This window comes from Mucilaginibacter sp. OAE612, assembly GCF_041806395.1.
Lineage (GTDB): Bacteria > Bacteroidota > Bacteroidia > Sphingobacteriales > Sphingobacteriaceae > Mucilaginibacter > Mucilaginibacter rubeus.
In genome coordinates this window covers 2,177,433-2,198,558 of the sequence record NZ_JBGMUW010000001.1, presented here as the reverse complement: position 1 = coordinate 2,198,558, position 21,126 = coordinate 2,177,433, and the positions used below count along the sequence as shown (strand labels likewise).

Genomic DNA, 21,126 nt, shown 5'->3' with positions numbered 1-21,126 from the left:
ATGCGGCATACCAGTGACTTTCAAAGTAAAAAAGTGATTTTCACCCATATTTTCGCACCTTAAATTGCAAACATCAGCCTAACCCTGATTATCTTACGGGATTATTAGGATTGACTGAATGACCCGTACACTTTTACTCTTTCTACTGGCCCTGTTACCCCTGGGCGGCTTTGCACAGCAGTTTACGCTGATAGTTGTTAAAGAAAACGCCCAGCCCGCCGATGGTGCTACCGTTAAACTGATACAGGCAAACAAACAGGCCAGTATGATCGTAACTAACGCCCGCGGCCAGGCCAGGTTTCAGAACATTGCGCAGGGAGCATTCAGCTTCTCGGTAACTTATACGGGATATCAGCCCCAAACCACCCGCAGCTATACCATTGCGGAGAATATTAAGCAGGATACCATCCGCATACAAGCCCTGAGTACTGTACTGAAAGAGGTGAACATCACTGCCAAAACGCCGCCGGTAGAGGTGAAGCAGGGAAAGGTGATCGTAAACGTTGATGCTTCGGTTACGAATGTGGGGGCCACGGTACTGGAGGTATTGGAGAAATCGCCGGGGGTAATGGTCGACCGTAATGGCGGCATTGCTTTACAGGGCAAGCCCGGGGTGCTGGTGATGATAGACGGCAAGCCTACCTACCTCTCCGGCGCCGACCTCAACAACCTGCTCAGCAGCATGAGCTCCACCCAGGTGGCGCAAATTGAACTGATTGCCAATCCCACCGCACGGTATGATGCCAGCGGAAACGCGGGGATCATTAATATTAAAACCAAAAAGAACCGGCAAAAGGGTTTCAACGGGTCGGTTACGGCTACGGTGGCGCAGGGAGTTTACTTCAAAACCAATAACACGCTCACGCTCAATTACCGCGCCGGGCGTGTCAGCACTTTCTTTAATTACAATATCAGCCGGCAGAAGTATCTTACCAACCTGTACGCGCTGCGTAAATACACCGGCGCCGACGGGGCGACCACCGCAACGCTGGATCAGCCATCACACTTCACCGGCACACTGCTGAACAATACGGCCAAAGCGGGGCTGGACTATGAAGTTTCGCCTAAAACAACGGTTGGCATTGTGCTCGGCGGAACCATGATCCATCGCGAGGGCAACAATACAGCTTCGGCGCGCTGGCTCAACCCAAGTGGTGCGGCAGATTCTGTCATCGCTACCGATAACGCCAATAACAGCCGGTTTAAAAACGGCCAGGTGAGCCTGAGCCTCCGCCATGCCATCAGCAAAAACCAGGACATCAGCGCTGATGCCGACTGGCTGCACTACAACATTACCAGCGACCAGAATTTCAACAACCGCCTGCAAACCACCGGCGGTTATAACGAATCTACACGCGCCAACATCCCCACCACCATCAACATATTCACTGGCAAAGCCGACTATACGCTTAAAACCGACAGCGATGGCCAATTTCAGGCGGGCTGGAAATCGGCACACAGCAGTACCGATAACTCCGCCGGTTACCAAAACCTCAATGCGGGCCAATGGACTGATGACCTGACCCGCAGTAACCATTTCCTTTACAGTGAGAACATCCACGCGGTTTACACGCAATGGGAGCGCAAGCATAAGGCCATTTCCTATCAGGTAGGCTTACGTTATGAGCATACCGATTATCACGCCCATCAACTGGGTAATGTGCTGCAAAAAGATTCGGCCTTTTCGCGCAACTACGGCAGCTTTTTTCCCAGCGGCTATTTCAGTTACCAGGCCGATACTGCAAATAGCTTTACTTTAACGGTAAGCCGCCGTATTGATCGCCCGGTTTACCAAACGCTTAACCCATTTTATTTTATCATTAACAAGTACACTTATCAAACGGGCAACCCTTATATTTTACCTCAATACAGCTGGAACCTGGAGCTGAGCCATCAATACAAAAACCTGCTCACCACCACGGTATCTTACAGCAATATCAACAACTACTTTTCGCAGATCTTTTTGAGCGACCCTACCCTTGCGGGTATTTTGCTGTATACACAGGGCAACGTGGGGCGCACGTATATCATCGGCGTATCCGAAGCTATCACGGCCTCCCCCACCAACTGGTGGACGCTTACAGCACAGGCGCTGTACAATTACAAAAAACTGAGCGGTTTTAACGGCAATCATTACACATCAGATATTAACCAGCTTAACCTCAATGCCAGCAACCAGTTCACCATGGGCAAACGTTTTACGGGCGAGGTATCGGGCTTTTACACCACCCGCGCCCGCAACGATGTGCAGGAACGGCTATACCCTACCGGGCAGCTCTCGGCAGGGCTGGGCATGTCGGTATTTAAAAAGAAGGCCACCCTGAAGTTGAGCATGCGCGATATATTCTATACCAATGCCATGGAAGGCTTAACGCAGTTCCCCAACGCCACCGAGTATTTTAAGATTAAGCGCGATAGCCGCGTAGTGGTGCTCGCGTTCACCTATCGTTTCGGCAAAACCTTCAAAACGGCCAAGCGCGACAACGGCGCGGCCGATGAAATGCAGCGTGTAGGGAATGGGTAAAGCCCCACCCAAACCCTCCCCGGAAGGGAGGGCTTAAAAAAATGCACATCAAAAAGTCTCCCCTTCCGGGGGAGATTTAGCGGGGGCTTATTGCTTTAATCTTGCGGTCGTTTGCAACAAGCGCTGATATTGCTTTTATGTAGAGACGCATCACATGCGTCTCCCATAGGTCAAGCTGCTTTACAGTTCATGAACATCAGGAATCTGTATGCGGAAGACCCATGTGATGCGTCTTTACATTAAACAATTGAATTTGAACTGGCATTAAAGAAATGTAACCTGCTGGCCTGATTGGGCCCATGCATCAATCCCTCCTACTAAAGGCCGGATGCGCTTCAGGCCAACTTTACGCAATTTCTCGGCATACCTTGCAGCGGTTATTTCATTGGGGCACGAACAGTAAATAACAATCTCCTTATGCCCGGCATATCGGTCGGCAATATCATTAAAACTGTTTTCGTCTATGGGAACTGAGCCCGGTATAAATCCATTTCTTGTGCGCTGATCTATCGGGCGTGCATCAAGTATCACAGGGTTCGATTCTCCGTCAATCAGTTCTATCAAATCATTCACAGTTAACCTATCCGTTTCAAACTGCCTGATAAGGCGATAACGACGCAGCCATTTGAACAAAAGGTATAAACCGAACAGCACGACGACAAATAAACCGCCCATCGTGCCATAATGACTTAATGCAGCGATCAAGCCATCAACCTGGTGCCGAAAAACTGCACCCAGCGTCACCGCCGCGCCGAGATAGATAAGTGCTGCGATAGATGAAAAAAACACAAATAATGTCACCCGCATTGCATAAACTCCGGCAACAACAGGTGCCAGTGTTGACAGCCCCGGAATAAATTTAACAATGGTTAACGCCGGGGCGCCGTAGCGTTCAAAAATATCGCCGGTACTGCGAACACAGGTATCCGGTGACATAGAAATTTTACATAATTTCCCAAGGATCCCTGTTCCGTATCTCTTCCCGGCAAAATATAATATAAGGTCGCCTGCTAAGGTACCCAGTGATCCGGTTAAAATGAGTATGATGATATTAGCTTCGGTTGCAGGCGTTACAGCAGTAGTTACAATCAATACTGCAAATGCAGGCAGCGGCAATCCAACACTCTGTAAAAGAGTGATCAAAAATACCAGCCACAGCCCATAGGTTTGTATTAAATCAACTAATGCGTTCATACTTCAGTTGCAGCTAAGATAAGACACTTATTTTTATTGACCGGCCCGATTTTGCCGATTAACAATTATTTGACATCAGGTTGAGAGTAGTCTATTATTTCATGGATTTTAGGCTAAGCCGATGATAGCTTGCCTGATGTTTTAAAATTATTTTCGCCAGTATTAATACCATTCAATCGTTTGACATTCAACACACTTACACGTTAAAACAAATTACCATCAATAGTAACCAGATAGTCTTAACATAAAATTGATTTGGATTAATCAATTTTATTCCTTTAGCTTTACTGCAACTTTAGGGGTGTCCTGACGGACTGAGATAATACCCTTTGAACCTGATCCGGGTAATGCTGGCGAAGGGAAAAGTGACGATAACACTATTGGTGTTGTTTTTTCTTTCCTAATACGGGGACATTCCTACAGTTGAAATTTTAATGCAACGTAATGGAAGTAACCGTTAATCAACAAAATTTTATTGTGCCTGATAACTGCAATGTGCAGGCTTTGCTCGCTGATGTCTTGCAGCACCCTGACCGGGGGCTGGCCATTGCCATCAACGAAGCTATTGTTCCCAAAACCCAATGGGAAAACCACAAGCTCAATCGGGGCGATAAAATCATCATTATTAAAGCCACCCAGGGAGGATAAACACCCAATAGCCTTTTATGAAAACAGAAAAAACACCTACAGCACAAGCCATCACGCAAACACCGTTTCCAGCCTCGCGTAAGATTTACGTTAAAGGGCAATTACACGACATTGACGTGGCCATGCGCGAAATAAGCCTGAACGACACCCAACTACATGGCCGTTTTGGCGAAACCGAGCCCAACGCCCCGGTAACTGTTTACGATACCAGCGGCCCTTATACCGATCCAAACATAGCCATCGATGTTAAAAAAGGTTTACCCCGCCTGCGCGAAAAATGGATCACTTCGCGTGGTGATGTCGAGCTGCTGGATAGCATATCATCAGCATATGGCCGCGAACGCTTAAACAGTAAAGAGCTTGATCATTTACGTTTTGGCTACCAAAGTAAACCTTTCCGCGCCAAAGCAGGCATGAATGTATCACAACTGCATTACGCAAAAAAGGGTATCGTTACACCCGAAATGGAGTACATTGCCATACGCGAAAACCAACGCATCGATCTGCTGAAACAACAGTTGAACGGGCAATACGATGTAATGAGCCAACAGCATCAGGGCCATAGCTTTGGTGCCAACACACCTAAAGGTTACATTACGCCCGAATTTGTACGACAAGAGGTAGCCGCCGGTCGGGCTGTTATCCCATCAAATATCAATCACCCCGAAAGTGAACCGATGATCATTGGCCGTAATTTTTTGGTTAAGATCAATGCCAATATTGGCAACTCGGCAGTTACCTCGAGTATTGAAGAAGAAGTAGAAAAAGCCGTTTGGGCATGCCGCTGGGGCGCCGATACCATTATGGACCTGTCGACAGGTAAAAACATTCACGAAACCCGCGAATGGATCATCCGCAACACACCTGTGCCCATAGGTACCGTGCCTATTTACCAGGCGCTCGAAAAAGTGAACGGCAAAGCCGAAGACCTGACCTGGGAACTGTTCAGGGATACGCTGATAGAACAGGCAGAGCAGGGTGTTGATTATTTCACTATCCATGCGGGCGTGTTGCTGCGCTATGTGCCTTTAACGGCCAAACGTATTACCGGTATCGTATCGCGCGGTGGTTCTATCATGGCCAAATGGTGCCTGGCCCATCATAAAGAGAATTTCCTGTACACGCATTTTGAAGAGATCTGCGAGATCATGAAAGCGTATGATGTCGCCTTCTCGCTGGGCGATGGCTTGCGCCCCGGCTGTATTGCCGATGCCAACGATGCCGCGCAGTTTGGCGAGCTGGAAACCCTGGGCGAGCTGACCAAAATAGCCTGGAAGCACGATGTGCAAACCATTATTGAAGGCCCCGGCCACGTACCCATGCACCTCATCAAAGAGAACATGGAGAAACAATTAAAGCATTGTTCTGAAGCGCCTTTTTACACTTTAGGTCCGTTAACTACCGATATCGCTCCGGGTTATGATCATATTACTTCGGCTATCGGCGCTGCCATGATCGGTTGGTTCGGTACCGCTATGTTGTGCTATGTGACCCCTAAAGAACACCTGGGTTTGCCCAACAAAAAAGATGTTAAAGACGGCGTGATCACGTACAAAATTGCTGCCCATGCTGCCGATTTAGCCAAAGGTCATCCCGGTGCGCAGTATCGCGACAATGCGTTGAGCAAGGCACGTTTCGAGTTCAGGTGGGAAGATCAGTTTAACCTGTCGTTGGATCCGGATACGGCTAAAGAATTTCATGATGAAACCCTGCCTGCCGAGGGAGCCAAGATCGCGCACTTTTGCTCGATGTGCGGGCCAAACTTCTGCTCGATGAAAATAACCCAGGATGTGCGCGACTTTGCCAAAGAGAATGGTGTTAACGAAGCCGACGCCCTAACCCGTGGCATGGAACAAAAATCAAAAGAGTTTGCCGAAAAAGGCAGCGAAATATACCTGTAATGGAATTGATCGTGATATCGGCCCCGGATACTGTGACGGATGAAGCACAAATAATCAATCGCTTGTTCGGGGCCGGGTTACAGCGCTTCCATCTGCGCAAACCGGATTGGAATCTCGATCAATGTACCAATCTGATTACTCAGATTGACCAGGCCTATCATCATGCTATAGTTTGTCATCAGCATCATAGGCTGGCCAAAGTTTTTGAGATGCACTATTTACATTATCCCGAAAAGGATCGTATCAAAAGCGACCACCTGGATTTAAATATTCAGCTTAATCAGGGTTACCGATTGAGTACTTCGATACATGATGTTAGCGTCACATCCTCACTAAAACATTTTGAGTACACATTTTTAAGCCCGGTGTTCAACAGCATATCCAAGCCAGGTTATCAAAGCATGCTGCCTGCCGGTTTTTGTTTAGACCGTAATAAGTCCGGACCAAAAATAATAGCGCTTGGCGGCGTGGATATAACCAATTTAAACCTGCTAAAAAAAATGAATTTTGACGGAGCGGCGGTTTTGGGTGCTATCTGGCAAGATCCCAAGCAGGCTGTTTCCAATTTTATAAGCATTAAAAAACAAACCGAACAATTAAATCCATGATTGATAAACTGCATTATATCTCTCAACAATCTCAAAATGGCACGCACCTTAGCGCTATCAAAGCGGCTTTGGATGCGGGCTGTAAATGGATACAGTTGAGGGTTAAAGATCAGCCCGAAGACATCATTCTGCAATATGCCATCGAGGCCGTTAAACTTTGTGACGGGTACGGTGCCAGATTAATAGTGAACGACCATCCTGAAATTGCAAAAAAGGCGGGTGCCCACGGGCTGCACCTGGGTTTACAGGATATGCCCATACAACAGGCCCGTCAGATTGTTGGCCATGATATGATCATCGGTGGTACGGCCAATACATTTGCGCATGTAAAACAGCGCGTTGCCGAGGGCGCCGACTATATCGGCCTTGGCCCTTACCGTTTTACAACTACCAAACAAAAGCTGAGCCCTATTTTGGGGCTGGACGGTTACCGGGATATCATGGATCAGATGCGTCTTGCAAATATGAGGATCCCGGTAATCGCTATCGGCGGCATTGTGCCGGCCGATATACCGCTGATCATACAAAGCGGCGTATATGGTGTTGCGCTGTCCGGCGCCATCACCCACGCCACCAACGCCAGGCAAGTGGTTTCGGAATTATACCATCATTTAAATCAACCTTCGTTTAACGAAGCTTAAAATCAACACTATGTTAACCATCGCTGATAAAACTTTTCAGTCGCGCTTATTTTCAGGCACTGGCAAATTTAACTCGCCTGCCATGATGGAGGAGGCATTGCTGGCCTCAGGCTCTGAACTGGTAACCGTAGCCCTAAAGCGTGTTGATGTAAAAAACAACGACAACGACGATCTGTTGCTGCGTTTAAAATATCCGCATATTAATCTGCTGCCCAATACCTCAGGTGTACGGAACGCTAAGGAGGCTGTGTTTGCTGCCCAGCTTGCCCGCGAGGCGCTGGAAACCAACTGGATAAAGTTGGAGATCCATCCCGATCCCAAATACCTGATGCCCGACCCTATAGAAACCCTAAAAGCTACCGAAGAACTGGCGAAACTGGGTTTTATAGTATTGCCCTATATCCATGCCGACCCCGTATTATGCAAAAGGCTTGAAGAAGCCGGTACTGCGGCTGTAATGCCTTTAGGCTCGCCCATAGGTAGCAATAAGGGGCTTAAAACCATCGATTTTTTAGAGATCATCATCAGCCAAAGCAGCGTACCCGTTATTGTTGATGCGGGTATAGGCGCTCCGTCTGATGCAGCCAAAGCGCTTGAAATAGGCGCCGACGCCGTACTGGTAAACACCGCCATCGCGGTATCAAGTAATCCTGTACAAATGGCCGAAGCATTTAAACTGGCCGTTGAAGCCGGCCGGATAGCTTTTGAAGCAAAACTGGCACAACCTGTATCACATGCTATGGCAAGTAGTCCACTAACTTCTTTTTTAGATGAGTAGTTTTAACGATATTTTTGAAACCTATAACTGGGATGATACCAAGGCCAGTATCTACGCTAAAACCAGCGCGGATGTTGAACGCGCCCTGGCCGCAGATAAACGAACATTGGAGGATTTTAAGGCCCTGGTATCACCTGCTGCAGCGCCCTACCTGGAGCAAATGGCGCGGATCAGCCAGCGCCTGACCCTGAAACGTTTTGGCAAGGTGCTGCAGATGTACGTGCCGCTTTATCTATCCAACGAATGCAGCAACATCTGTACCTATTGCGGCTTTAGTTACGATAACAAGGTAAAACGCAAAACGCTTTCGCCAATGGAAATTATGCAGGAAGTGGCCGTTATTAAAGAGATGGGCTACGAGCATGTTTTACTGGTAACCGGCGAGGACAACGTGAATGTGCATGTTGATTATTTTAAAAAAGTGCTCGAGCTGATCAGGCCGCATTTTGCCCATATCTCGATGGAGGTGCAACCGATGGATCTGGAAGACTATCAACAGCTAACGTCTTATGGCCTCAATACCGTGCTGGTATACCAGGAAACTTATCATAAAGAGGATTACAAAAAACACCACCCCAAAGGCAAAAAATCAAACTTTAAATACCGGGTGGAGACGCCCGACAGGTTGGGCCAGGCCGGGATCCATAAAATGGGACTGGGCGTTTTAATAGGTTTGGAAGACTGGCGCACCGATTGTTTTTTTACCGCAATGCACCTTAATTACCTCGAAAAAAAATACTGGCAAACTAAATACAGCCTTTCATTCCCGCGGCTAAGGCCTTTTAGCGGCGGCCTCGAACCAAAGGTGGAAATGAATGACCGCGAACTGGTACAACTGATCTGCGCTTATCGTTTATTTAACGAAGAGGTTGAACTTTCGATATCTACACGCGAATCGGCTAACTTTCGCAATAATATCATCAAGCTGGGTATCACCTCTATAAGCGCCGGTTCAAAAACCAATCCGGGCGGGTACGCGGTAGAGCCTGAGTCGCTGGAGCAGTTCGAAATTTCAGACGAGCGCAGTCCAGCGGAAATTGCAGAGATCATTGCCCAACAGGGTTACGAGGCGGTTTGGAAAGATTGGGACAACTGTTTAACCTAAGGATATGCTGGAACGTGAAGAACTGAAAAGATACAACCGGCAAATGATATTGCCCGAGCTGGGCCTGCAGGGACAAGAAAAACTAAAAGCAGCCCGGGTGTTGATGATAGGTGCCGGCGGATTAGGTTGCCCCATTTTGCAGTACCTGGTAGCAGCCGGAGTAGGCACCATTGGTATTGTGGATGATGACATGGTTGATATCAGCAACCTGCACCGGCAAATATTATATGCTGCCGCTGATATTGGCCAGCCAAAGGCTTTGATAGCCAAGCAAAAACTAAATCAGCTTAACCCTTTTGTAGAGCTGATAACATATACAGAAAGGATTACCCTTGCCAACGCCCAACAACTGATAACCGGCTTTGATTTGGTGATAGATGGCTCTGATAACTTTACCACCCGCTATCTGGTGAATGATACTTGCGTCACCCTTGGCAAACCGCTGGTATTCGGATCGATATTTAAATTTGAGGGACAGGTATCGGTGTTTAATCATCAGGGCGGCACCGGCTATCGTGACCTATTTCCTGAAGCGCCACCAGAAAATGAAGTACCCAACTGTGCCGAAATTGGTGTTATTGGCGTGTTACCTGGTATAATAGGTACTTATATGGCCAACGAAGCCATTAAGTTGATTTGCGGTATTGGGGAGCTATTATCAGGCAAACTGTTAACCCTGAATGCGCTTGACAACAGCATCAGTATTTTCAAAATTTCTGCCGCAACGCCTTCACTCCCGGTTAACATTTCTCAGCCGGTTGAAAGTGACAAAGTTATAAATGAAATCGACGCCGACACCTTTAAAAAATGGAGGGCGGAAACACCCGACCAAATTTACCTGGTTGATGTGCGTGAAACCTATGAATTTGACGATGAAAATATAGGAGGAATAAATATCCCGCTTTATGAATTGGAAGAACACGCTAATATTTTTCCAAGCGGTAAAAAGCTGGTATTTATTTGCCAAACCGGCCAACGCAGTAAAATAGCGGCTCAGCAAACCAGGTCTTTGTCGGGGATAGCAGCCTTCAGTTTAAAAGGAGGAATTAACGCTTTTAACTTTTAAAACGCGCTTATGCAGTATTATCAATATTGTTCGGTATTAACCATTGCCGGCTCCGATAGCGGCGGCGGTGCGGGCATTCAGGCCGACCTGAAGACTTTTGCTGCCCTGGGTTGTTATGGTACCTCGGCCATTACTGCCATTACCGCGCAAAATACCCTGGGGGTAACTGATATCCACGTTGTTCCACCGGCAATGGTACAAAATCAGATCAGCGCGGTAATGAGCGATATCAGGCCTTTGGCAGTGAAAATCGGGATGCTGCCAAATGCGGAAACTGTGCAGGCAGTGGTCGATACATTAAAAAGCTACGAACCGGTACCCATCATCCTCGACCCCGTTATCAGCTCAAGCAGCGGAAAACAACTGGCAAATAACGAAGCATTGCTTGCCATGAAGGAGCTACTTTTTCCGATGGTAACCCTGCTCACTCCAAACCTGAATGAAACAACTCAACTAACCGGCCAACATGCCGGTAATGTTGATGATATGATAAACGCGGCAGAAGCATTGTTAGATTTAGGTTGCCAGGGCGTTCTTATAAAAGGTGGCCACTTAGATGGGACTGAACTCTACAACGTATATGCTGATCGGCAAGGTGTAAAAAAAACTTTCGCCTACCCTTTTATAAACTCCTTAAACACACACGGAACAGGTTGTACACTGGCTTCAGCTATCGCATCTTACATAGCACGAGGGCAATCTCTACCCGAAGCTATTGCTTTGGCCGGGAATTACGTTAATATCGCCATCAAAGAAGGGCAGAATGTAAAGACAGGCGAGGGATCCGGGCCTCTTAATCATTTTTTCAAGCCTCGTAAGTTGGCGAAGCTCAATTCCTGAAGGCATATATATCAAGTTTTTAAAGAATCGGCAGTGGTCCGTAATTAAAAACTGTGCTTTGCCTCTACGGTATTTCTAATTTTTATGAGCACGATCTATTTACATCCCCATTAGTTCAACCGATTTAACAACCACATAAAAAGCATTGCTCTGTTTATGTGGTTGTTTCTGTTTCAGGATATACCTTTTCAATTCAGAAGCTTTTATGGAGCATTAAAAATGAATTAGGTTTAATCTCCACATCCTGTATTGAAAAAATGCCTTGTGCCTCCTCCTATTTGTTTCTGCCAAGGCTACGCTGCACTCACCGCCTGTACCATGGATGTGCTGATCGGCCTGTCTTTAATATCCTACTGATATACCAAAGTTAAACGCTGTGCCTCTGCCTTTTGAATAGAATCCCGGTTGCATGAACCATTGCGCACGTGCTGGAAAATAGTCTTCATTAAACAGGTTTTCAATGCCCAGGCTCAACCGGGTATTCTTATTCACTTTATACCCGGCGGCCAGGTTGAACAGGTTATAGGCTTTTACAGCTCCTTCATTGCCATTGTAGATACCGGCAGCATTTTTTGCGAAACGGTTGCGGTTGCCAATTCCTGTATAATTCAGGGTTATGTCCACCACCCGGATTGGTGAATAAGTAACATTACCGGTAATCTTAGGAGCAGAAATGCGCCTGCCATTCAGGTAGGCATCTTGCGGGTCATCGTATTTCCCGTTATTGATTAACGTCCCTTTTTCCATCTGTATAACTGTAACTACCGCCTACAGTTAACCGGCGGCTAAATATGTAGCTGGCAGCTAATTCAAAACCGTAAATTTTTTCAGGGCTGCGCGCGGTATTAAATAAGCCGGTGGCCGGATCATATAATACCTCAATTCCCAACTTAGAGGTGCTTTGATAGGCTGAAGCTGAAAATGCCAGATTTTGATAACGGCTTTCAAAGCCCGCCTCATAATTATTCACTTTAACAGCATCGGTATTGATCTTATTAATACTGTTCACCCTGGCATCGCGTAAAGCCAAACCGATGTCCATTACAGAAAAACCCTGGGAGAAACTTACATAAGGACTGAACAGCTCAAAACGATTATACTTTAAACCGGCATTAAACAAAGCGGTATTATATTTCAACACGCCGCCTGTTACATCAAATGATGGAGTTACCGTAGCACCGCTTGCATTGGTGATGCGTAATGTACGATAATTGTCAACATCAATATTTACACGCTCATACCGGAACCCTGTTTTGAACACCAGGTCCCGAATGATCATTAGGTCAGCTTGCGCAAATGGCGCCAGGTTGGTCATGTCCATGGTCGGTACCCAAACACGGCCGTCTACCAGCGGTTGTGAGGTTTTGTCTTTCAGCAAATCTATACCATAAGACAGGTTAGCGTTCAGCAACGGACGGCTGACCAGTGGAGTTTGGAGGAATAATCGTATGCCTTTTTTATCATTATGTGCTAATGACTGACCGTCTCCGCCATCAAAGCGGCCTAACGACACATAAAAAACATCCTGGCGTTTTTCATAATAAGCGTCCGCGTTTAGGCTCGTATGAGCGAAAAGATTGTCAACCTTGTAAGATAAATGCAGGTTGTGATTGTAAGCCGCCCCGGTAGGAATGCCCGCCGGTTTACCAAGTACACCGGTAGCTTTCTGACCTGTAGCCAGGTTGCCGTTCACCAGCGTAAAGTTGCTGTTCTGTAAGCTGCTATAATAGTTATATACCAATTGCAAGCGCTGGTTACGCGTTGGCTGATAACCCAGTTTAGCAAAGGCATTATAGGTGTTTGTTTCACCGAGGCTGTAGTTAGGTCCAACCACATCGCCCCTGGCATCTTTGTATTCTCCGGTTTCTTCTGCCATGCCGCTTGCTACATAATCAAATTTCCCTGTTTTGCCATAAAACATCTGACTGATGCGACCGCCTACCGAATTACGTACTTTCACCAGTGAGCCGTTTAAATAAATGTCGGTCTTACCGGCAAACTTTGCCGAAGTATCAGGCACCAATGTTACATAGTTAACCAGGCCGCCGGCGGCACCATTACCGTAAATGGCCGTTGCCCCTTTTACGACTTCAATTTGCTGCAATACAGACGGGTCAATAGATCGCAGGTCCACCTCAGCATTTCTGAGTGGTGACGACTGGCTCACACCATCAATCATAACCAGCATGGGACGCCCCCTTAAGTTTTGACCAACATTACTGCCCGATTGCGCTGTCGGGGCAAAGCCGGGTACCTCGTTTGCCAGGATGCTGGTCAGGTCCGGGTTAACAGCAATCTCATTATCGAGTTTCTTTTTTGAAACGATGCTCACTGTTGATACAATATTCCTGGGGCTTTCCGGTCTTCTGGTTGCGGAAATTACAACCTCACCAAGCGCCTGGCTGGCTTGCTGTAAACGCCAGTTAATAGCCGTGTCGCGCGTTAAAGCAGGAAGTGATACCAATATGGGCTGATAGCCGACGGCAGAAATTTCTATTGTCAGTTGCTGTCCTGCCGGTACAAAAGCCGTGAAGCGCCCTTTGGCATCACCACTTATCTGCGCGGTTTTCAACTTGATTGTGGGATAGGCCACTCCAGACACGGAGTCGCGGACGCTACCTTGTATTTTCACGTTTTGAGCTGATGCAAAACAGGATAATAATAAAAAACAGGTAGTAATAAAGTGTAATGGTACATGTGATTTCATCAGATTAAATTTTGCACGAAAGTATTTATTTAATCTAATTCTAAATACTAAATCTTAAGAAACCCTATTAAGTCATATAGTTAAGTCAATATTAAAACTGGCAAATAGCATCTCACATATCAGGGTTTCGGCGAAACTATTTCTATAGATTACTGTATGGCAGGTCTGTCTTCCGATTCCTTATTTTAATTGTTTTGCCTGGAAAAAATGTATACAACATGGCCGAATGCAAATCTTTTAAAATTTTATCTTTGCCGATGAAATCAAATACTACAAAAGATGAGTGAACTTGCCCCCTGCCCAATATGTAAATCTCCCTATGCTTATGAAATGGATAACCTGCTCATATGTCCGGAATGCGGACACGAATGGAACCCCCAAGATAATCCTGTAAGTTCAGATCTGTTTGTGGTGAAGGATAGCAATGGAAATATTCTCCAGAACGGGGATACTGTTGTTACCATAAAGAACCTGCCGGTACGTGGTTCCTCTCAAAGTATAAAAGCCGGGACCAAGGTTAAAAACATCCGTTTGGTTGACAGCGATCATAACATTGATTGTAAGATAGATGGGTTTGGCGCTATGGCATTAAAATCAGAGTTTGTTAAGAAAGCATAATTTTTAAAAAATACAGCCCAAAGCGGGTAAACGCACTTATTTAATGGAAGGAGATCGGCTTTTACGGTATTCTTTTGGGCCGTATCCCATAGTTCTGTTAAACAATCTTGAAAAATAAAGAGGGTCGTCGATGCCAATGCGAAAAGCTATTTCACGTATCCTCAATTCCGTGAACTGCAAGTACTGACAGGCTTTTTGTATTTTAAGATGATTAAAATAATCTATAGGAGAAAATCCTGTGGTTTTCTTAAATAATGCAGAATAATGACTCACCGATAGGTTTACCGAGGCCGCGAGCTCAGCTAAACTTAGGGTCTTATCCAGATTCTTCTGCATGAATAAAATAGATCTGTCCTGCGGCTGGGAGTGTGTGTTTAAATTCGTTTTATAATATTTGTCCCTAAACAAAAAAGAACTTAAATATTGCAGCAACAGTAAATTGACGTAAGTGAGATTTTCTGTACTGTAACCCTGTTCTAAAAATACGTAAAGCTTGTCAAAAAGGGCGATCCGATCACCGTCAAATTCGATGCTGTACCGGAAACTCTGATCCCTTACATAAATTTGCTCTGTTATAGCATCCGCTTGCGGGCCTTTAAAGTGGCACCAGTAAATTGTCCAGGGGCTGGTTTCATTTGTTTCATAAAAGTGCTTAACACCATGAGGAATAACAAAAAAGTCGCCGGGCTTGATCTCATAAGTATGAGTGCCTATCTTAACCATCCCTTTTCCGTCAACGCAGTAAATCAGGATATTTTGCCCCGCACCTGTATATCGCTCCCTGCGATGAAATTTTGCCTTGGGATAGTATCCAATATCCGTTATAAATGCTCCTTGTATAGCCGCATTTCCCTCACAAAACCGCTGTAATATAGTTTTGGGTATCACGATCGCTCGCTGACCTTCAAAACCATCTTTTTTGTAACTTGCTGAATATGTGTTCATTTGATTTATTTAAATCCTATCGCGGGTTACGCATGTTTGCGAATGCAGACATGCTGTGTTAAAAGGCGAATAGATACTGTTTTGCCACAGCCGTTATCAATGCCGGATACTGACATTAAAAGTAAAATTTCTGAACGGCTGAATTTCATAAATCCATTAAATTATTATCTTTTAAAATACTGCCCTGCCCCATTTTTTAGGATATGGACAGGATTTGATATTCATTGATTTCAATCTGTAATTGTTAGTCGGTCAACATTGATATTCACAAAAATATTTAATAACAGGGCATTCTATATAGATGAAAAAATTAAAAACATGGACTATATAACTATCGCCGGAACGCTAAAACACTTTACGTTCATTGCGAAAATAAGGTCAGGCTTTTATAAGAAACAAGCCTGATGAGTACCCCTGATTCGGCTATTTATGGCAAACTTTTGTGCTTTTTATCAAACAGGACGAACTGAAATCATTTAACATTTGTTTTATTCCCTTCAATTTTCTCCTTCCTATAATTTAATGCGCCACTACGCATTCATTTTAATCAGCAATGCCACATTCGAAAGGCCCTGGCATACTCTATAATTAAATAGTAAAATTATCCATATAGAACGACCAAACTCATGAATGCCCGCCTTTCGTTTTTTTAACTAAAAGAATAAAATAACTCTACATAGCCCCAAATAGCGAAAAAAAGGCATAGGTTTTTATCAACCAATAAGCAGCAAAACAGCTAAATACAATAACAATCAGAATATTATCCATGTATTACATCATATCGTCTATACTCAACGATCCGATTGCCATTAGATTTGTCATCCTTAATAACCCCAAATAACCCAATTATGAGAACAAAATTTACACTAACATTAGTGTTATTGTTACCACTTTGCAGCCTGGTTTTCGCCCAAACCAAAGCCTTAAAAGGACGTGTAACAGATAACACGCATCAAACGCTTATTGGCGTAAGCATTTTGCTTAAGGGCACAAAAACCGGTTCTGTAACCGACGCAGCCGGTCAGTTCCAGATCAGAGCAAGCAAAGGTGACATACTGGTATTCTCTTACCTTGGTTTCCAGGCCAAAGAGGTTCCGGTGGATGACAGAGAAACTTATGAGGTAACACTTAATCCTGCCGACAATCAGCTTAATGAGGCTGTGGTAATTGGATACCAAACCATTACCCGCAAAAGCGTAACTACAGCGGTGTCCTCTGTCGGGACTAAAGACATTGCCCCTACCACCACCAGTAATGTTGCAGATGCTATTCAAGGTAAAGTACCCGGCCTGCAGGTATTTCAGGGGGGCGGCAATCCCGGCGCGCAACCGAAGCTGCTGATCAGGGGCTTCTCCACAATCACAGGGTCCAGCGATCCGCTCATTGTTGTTGACGGCGTGATCACCTCATTCGGCGGCCTTAATGACATCAACCCGTCAGATATTGACAAAATCGACGTGCTGAAAGATGCGGCAGCTACTGCTATTTATGGTTCCCGTGGCGGAGCCGGTGTTTTGCTGGTTACCACAAAAAGAGGGAAAGAGAAAACGCAGATCAATTTTAACGGAACTTCGGGCATGAACTATTGGGTGAACCCGAAACTTGCACAGACAGACGAGTTTGTAAGCCATTACCGCCAGATCTATGCTAATAACAACCAGACCCTTCCGGCCAATGGAACGGTGACAGGTGTTAATACTGATTGGTGGAATGAGGCAACCAAAAAAGCTTACACACATAACTATAATGTCAGCGCATCCGGATCAAAAAACGGGCTCACCTTTTACGGAAGCGCCGGGTATTTTGATCAAACCAGCAACTTTGCCGCACAGCGTGGTACTGCTGACTATCAAAAAATCACCACCAGGTTTAACATCGATTACGAAATTTCAAAAGTATTTAAATTTGGTGTTAGCCTTGCACCGCGTATGGAGCGATATGGCGACGGTGGCGGCACAAGCCTGTTCAACATCATGTCTATTGCACCCAACGTAGCGGCAACCAGATCTGCTGCCGAGACGCAAACGGCTGTTAACGCTTATGCAGCAACCAATCCGAGCTGGAGCTTCACTGCCTATAACCCGGTTTACAGCCAGTTTACGCGTTCCAATTTTAATAATATCAATAATCCATTAGCTGCCATGGCCCGTGATTTTAACCAATCACGATTATTCGGCACACAGGGTTCCTCCTATCTTGAAATCAAACCAATTAAAGGCCTGACATTAAGAAGCAGTATTTCCGGCTTTTATAACTCGATAAACCAGACTAATTACCAACCTAAATATTACATCGATCCGCAAGACCGCAGTGATATATCAGGCGCATCCCAAAACTCGGTGATCAACTACCGCTGGCAATTGGATAATACGATCAATTATATTGGTAGTATCAACAAACATCATTACAACGTTTTGATAGGCCAGTCTGCCGATAATTACACGTATAATAACACTTACGTGTACCGCCAGGATATTCCTTATGATGCGGAGCCTTATCACTACATTTCTGCCGGCGCAACGCTTGCCGACGGATCCGGCTCTCATCAACCCGGCGCGGGGCCCTTCGGTAAAATGAGCTCTTACTTTGCCCGCGTATCTTATGATTTTAATGAAACCTATTTCATTGCCGGCTCTTTCCGGGCAGATGGTTCATCAATGTTATCACCCGCCAACCGCTGGGGTTATTTTCCAACCGTTTCAGGTGCTTATGTGATTTCAAACGAGTCATTTATGAAGAACATCAAATGGCTGAACTACCTCAAATTGCGCGGATCATTTGGCCGTGTGGGAGGCAATTTGCCAGGCTCGCCAGGCGCATACGAAAGTACTCTGGGCTTATCAGATTATATCAATGGCGCAAACAGCCGGGTTTATGGTTATGTTCCCTCTAATGTACCAGACCCAAATATCAAATGGGAAACAACACAGGACGTGACCATCGGCTTTGATGCGGACTTCTTCAATAATAAATTATCCATAACTGCTGATAAATACTGGCGCTCGCCTAAAGATATGTTGCTTTACCTCCCGGTACAACCCTCGCTGGGCTATCCGCAGGGATATATCCCAACAGTTTATACTAACGTAGGTACCATGCGTACCTGCGGTTGGGAAGCAGCCATCAATTATAAAGACAAAATCGGTGGTGTTTCTTTCGGTATCGGTCTTACAGTACAGCATTTCATTTCCAAAGCGGTTGACTTGAAGGGACAGATCCTGTATGACGAAATATCCAATGACGTATTTCAGTCTACCCGGAGGACCAAAACCGCTGCAGGTGATATTTTAGGCGGTTATTACGGTTATAAGGTACTCGGTGTTTTCCAAACAGCCCAGGACGTACAGAACTATAAAAGCCCTAACGGCACTGTATTGCAGCCTAATGCGAGGCCCGGCGATTTTATGTACGCGAACGTTAGCGGCGATAATACCATTGATTTGAACGACCGGACATCGATCGGAAATCCATATCCTAAATTATCATCGGGCTTAAACCTTCAGGCTTCTTACCATGGCTTTGATTTCCGTATGGAATTTTATGGGTCCTTTGGCAATAAGGTAGCTGATGATTACCTGGTAAGGATGAACCCCATCTACGGGTATAACTTCATCAGCGGTAAAGAAAATAAATTTTGGACAGGTCCGGGCAGCACGAACAGTTATCCTGTGTTGAGTTTGAGTGATCCAAACGGCAATTTCTCTAAAAACTCCAGTTTCTTTATCAAAGATGGCACCTATGTACGCAATAAGTTATTGCAACTGGGTTACACCGTGCCTGAAAAAGCGTTGGGCGGCCGGGCAAAAGTGCGGATTTACGTATCTGCTCAAAACCTCTTCACCATTACCAAATATGACGGATTAAACCCTGAAGTACCATTTGCGGGTGTACTGAGGTATGGCATTGACAACGGACAGAACCCGATCCCCAAATTCTTCAATATCGGATTTAACGCGAATTTTTAAGACTTAGCAGTAAACAACAATGAAACACTTGAAATATATATTGCTCGTACTGGTTATTGCCGGCATGAGCGCTTGCAAAAAGACTTTCCTGGATCAGGAACCTTATGGTAATGCTATACAGGCCAATACTTTTTATAATACAGTTGATGAAGCCAGTGGCGCAACGATTGCTTGCTACAAATACATTGACTTTGACGACTGGTGGCAGACGCAATGGTGGAAGCAAGTAGGCGGCGAGGCCGCCTCCGACAATGAGTGGATCGGTATCAACGGAGGGCAAGGCACGGCAGTACAGGCCGCGCATTACACATTAAATGCCGAAAATGATCGTATTGAGGCACACTGGATCGAGATCTACAAAAGCATTTATATTTTCAATGCTACCATTGAAGGCATTCAGAAATCGCAGATTGACGACCCTACCAAACAGAAGCTTATCGCCGAGATCAAGTTTCTGCGGGCTTTCCAATATTTTGAGCTGGTAAGAAACTGGGGCGGGATTCCGCTGATCACTAAGACACTGGGCCCTCAGGAAAATACCTACAGCAGGACCAGCGCCGCCGATGTGTACAATTTCATTAAACAAGATCTTAATAGTGCTATTGGCATTTTACCGAATAAATCCCAGTATAGCGCCACAGATAAGTTCCGCGTATCAAAGGGAGCAGCGCAAGCACTGCTGGCCAAGATCGACCTGTATACGGAAGATTGGACAGGAGCTCAAAATCTGACCGGCCAGATCATCAGCTCTGGTGAATACAACCTGGAAACGTTTTTTGGTAATATATGGCAAACAACTAATCATAACGGACCTGAGTCTATTTTTGAAATACAATACCAGTATTCTACCCAATACCCAAACCTGGGCAACATTTTTCCTACAACCTCCATGCCTGGGACCGAAGGCGGATGGGGATATTTTACGCCAACCAGCGATCTTGAAAATGCCTTTAAATCTCAGGCAGACAGTGTAAGGTTAAACTGGACGATCATGCGCCAGGGCTTCTCCGTTGCCGGCGATCCGGCCAATACCTCATTCAATGCCAATCCGGCACAATGTAAATCTGCCAGGTACAACCGAAAAGTTTATGTACCTCGCGGTGAAAGAACACCGAACGGCCGCTTTTCAAAAGATCATATTTACCTGAGGCTGGCAGATGTTTACCTGATGAATGCTGAAGCTGCCGCTATGCAGCAGCAGTCGGCCCAGGCTTTACAGTCGATGCGTGCGGTTAGGAACCGCGTTGGCCTCACTACCGATATGACACTTACCGGTTGGAACCTCATCAACGCTGTGCGATTGGAGCGCAGGCTCGAAATGGCCCTGGAAGGAGATCGTTTGTATGACATCAGGCGATGGAAAGATCAAAGCGGACAACCGGTGATCAACAGCATTTTAGGACCGAACGGAAGTTTTGTTAAATACAATACGCAACAAAGCAAAGACCCATATGAAACTAAGAACCTGAACGAACCTCAAAATAAGGGTGCTAATTTTATTGCAGGAACACATAATCTATGGCCTATCCCATCAAAGGAAATTATTGCCTCGAACGGAAAGATCACACAAAACCCGGGATATTAGC

At 45.6% G+C, this 21,126-nt stretch carries 16 protein-coding genes and 1 riboswitch; of the genes, 12 read left to right on the top strand and 4 right to left on the bottom strand.

Features of this window, described 5'->3' with window-relative positions:
* Positions 1–118: 118 nt before the first annotated feature.
* Positions 119–2,524 carry an outer membrane beta-barrel protein gene (locus ABID99_RS09245; RefSeq protein ID WP_373613517.1) on the top strand — a complete coding sequence of 802 codons (2,406 nt, stop codon included), beginning with the start codon at positions 119–121 and terminating at the stop codon, positions 2,522–2,524.
* 264 nt (positions 2,525–2,788) lie between these two features.
* Here the strand turns inward: ABID99_RS09245 and ABID99_RS09240 are convergent, their stop codons facing one another.
* Positions 2,789–3,718, bottom strand: a complete 930-nt coding sequence (locus ABID99_RS09240) for a rhodanese-like domain-containing protein (RefSeq protein WP_176627256.1) — start codon at positions 3,716–3,718, stop codon at positions 2,789–2,791.
* 287 nt (positions 3,719–4,005) lie between these two features.
* A riboswitch (TPP riboswitch) is annotated at positions 4,006–4,097 on the top strand.
* 65 nt (positions 4,098–4,162) lie between these two features.
* On the opposite strand from ABID99_RS09240, the gene thiS reads away from it, so the two are divergent.
* From thiS to thiD, 8 genes are read left to right on the top strand one after another with little or no spacing between them, the layout of a single operon-like run.
* Positions 4,163–4,366: a sulfur carrier protein ThiS gene (gene thiS, locus ABID99_RS09235; protein ID WP_176627258.1), complete on the top strand. Its 204-nt coding sequence runs from the start codon at positions 4,163–4,165 to the stop codon at positions 4,364–4,366.
* 17 nt (positions 4,367–4,383) lie between these two features.
* Positions 4,384–6,267 carry a phosphomethylpyrimidine synthase ThiC gene (gene thiC, locus ABID99_RS09230; RefSeq protein ID WP_176627260.1) on the top strand — a complete coding sequence of 628 codons (1,884 nt, stop codon included), beginning with the start codon at positions 4,384–4,386 and terminating at the stop codon, positions 6,265–6,267.
* The gene (locus tag ABID99_RS09225) at positions 6,267–6,875 is read left to right on the top strand and encodes a thiamine phosphate synthase (protein WP_373613516.1); all 609 of its coding nucleotides are present in this window, start codon (positions 6,267–6,269) and stop codon (positions 6,873–6,875) included. The genes thiC and ABID99_RS09225 overlap by 1 nt, the downstream gene beginning before the upstream one ends.
* A complete protein-coding gene (locus tag ABID99_RS09220; RefSeq protein ID WP_176627264.1) occupies positions 6,872–7,516 on the top strand; it encodes a thiamine phosphate synthase in 645 nt (214 codons plus the stop codon). Before ABID99_RS09225 ends, ABID99_RS09220 begins: the two co-directional genes overlap by 4 nt.
* A gap of 10 nt (positions 7,517–7,526) precedes the next feature.
* Complete coding sequence (locus ABID99_RS09215; RefSeq protein WP_373613515.1) at positions 7,527–8,294, top strand: thiazole synthase; 768 nt, start codon at positions 7,527–7,529, stop codon at positions 8,292–8,294.
* Positions 8,287–9,399, top strand: a complete 1,113-nt coding sequence (gene thiH / locus ABID99_RS09210; protein WP_188832477.1) for a 2-iminoacetate synthase ThiH — start codon at positions 8,287–8,289, stop codon at positions 9,397–9,399. The genes ABID99_RS09215 and thiH overlap by 8 nt, the downstream gene beginning before the upstream one ends.
* A gap of 4 nt (positions 9,400–9,403) precedes the next feature.
* The gene (gene moeB, locus ABID99_RS09205; RefSeq protein WP_090527510.1) at positions 9,404–10,465 is read left to right on the top strand and encodes a HesA/MoeB/ThiF family protein; all 1,062 of its coding nucleotides are present in this window, start codon (positions 9,404–9,406) and stop codon (positions 10,463–10,465) included.
* A gap of 9 nt (positions 10,466–10,474) precedes the next feature.
* Positions 10,475–11,305, top strand: coding sequence for a bifunctional hydroxymethylpyrimidine kinase/phosphomethylpyrimidine kinase (thiD, locus tag ABID99_RS09200; protein ID WP_373613514.1), 831 nt, complete (start codon positions 10,475–10,477; stop codon positions 11,303–11,305).
* Positions 11,306–11,647: 342 nt separating this feature from the next.
* On the opposite strand, the gene ABID99_RS09195 is transcribed toward thiD, so the two are convergent.
* Both ABID99_RS09195 and ABID99_RS09190 read right to left on the bottom strand, forming a co-directional pair.
* Positions 11,648–12,052 carry a TonB-dependent receptor domain-containing protein gene (locus ABID99_RS09195; RefSeq protein ID WP_373613513.1) on the bottom strand — a complete coding sequence of 135 codons (405 nt, stop codon included), beginning with the start codon at positions 12,050–12,052 and terminating at the stop codon, positions 11,648–11,650.
* Entirely contained in the window at positions 12,027–14,012 is a 1,986-nt protein-coding gene (locus ABID99_RS09190) for a TonB-dependent receptor (protein WP_373613512.1), read from the bottom strand. Before ABID99_RS09190 ends, ABID99_RS09195 begins: the two co-directional genes overlap by 26 nt.
* A 279-nt stretch (positions 14,013–14,291) precedes the next feature.
* On the opposite strand from ABID99_RS09190, the gene ABID99_RS09185 reads away from it, so the two are divergent.
* Positions 14,292–14,630, top strand: a complete 339-nt coding sequence (locus ABID99_RS09185; RefSeq protein ID WP_090527498.1) for a zinc ribbon domain-containing protein YjdM — start codon at positions 14,292–14,294, stop codon at positions 14,628–14,630.
* A gap of 36 nt (positions 14,631–14,666) precedes the next feature.
* Here ABID99_RS09185 and ABID99_RS09180 read toward each other — a convergent pair whose 3' ends face one another.
* Positions 14,667–15,575: an AraC family transcriptional regulator gene (locus tag ABID99_RS09180; protein WP_090527495.1), complete on the bottom strand. Its 909-nt coding sequence runs from the start codon at positions 15,573–15,575 to the stop codon at positions 14,667–14,669.
* An 848-nt stretch (positions 15,576–16,423) separates the two neighbouring features.
* Between ABID99_RS09180 and ABID99_RS09175 the strand changes: the two genes are divergently transcribed.
* Both ABID99_RS09175 and ABID99_RS09170 read left to right on the top strand, forming a co-directional pair.
* A complete protein-coding gene (locus ABID99_RS09175) occupies positions 16,424–19,540 on the top strand; it encodes a SusC/RagA family TonB-linked outer membrane protein (protein WP_373613511.1) in 3,117 nt (1,038 codons plus the stop codon).
* Between the two features lie 19 nt (positions 19,541–19,559).
* Positions 19,560–21,125, top strand: a complete 1,566-nt coding sequence (locus tag ABID99_RS09170; protein ID WP_176627276.1) for a RagB/SusD family nutrient uptake outer membrane protein — start codon at positions 19,560–19,562, stop codon at positions 21,123–21,125.
* The last annotated feature ends 1 nt before the right edge of the window (position 21,126 follow it).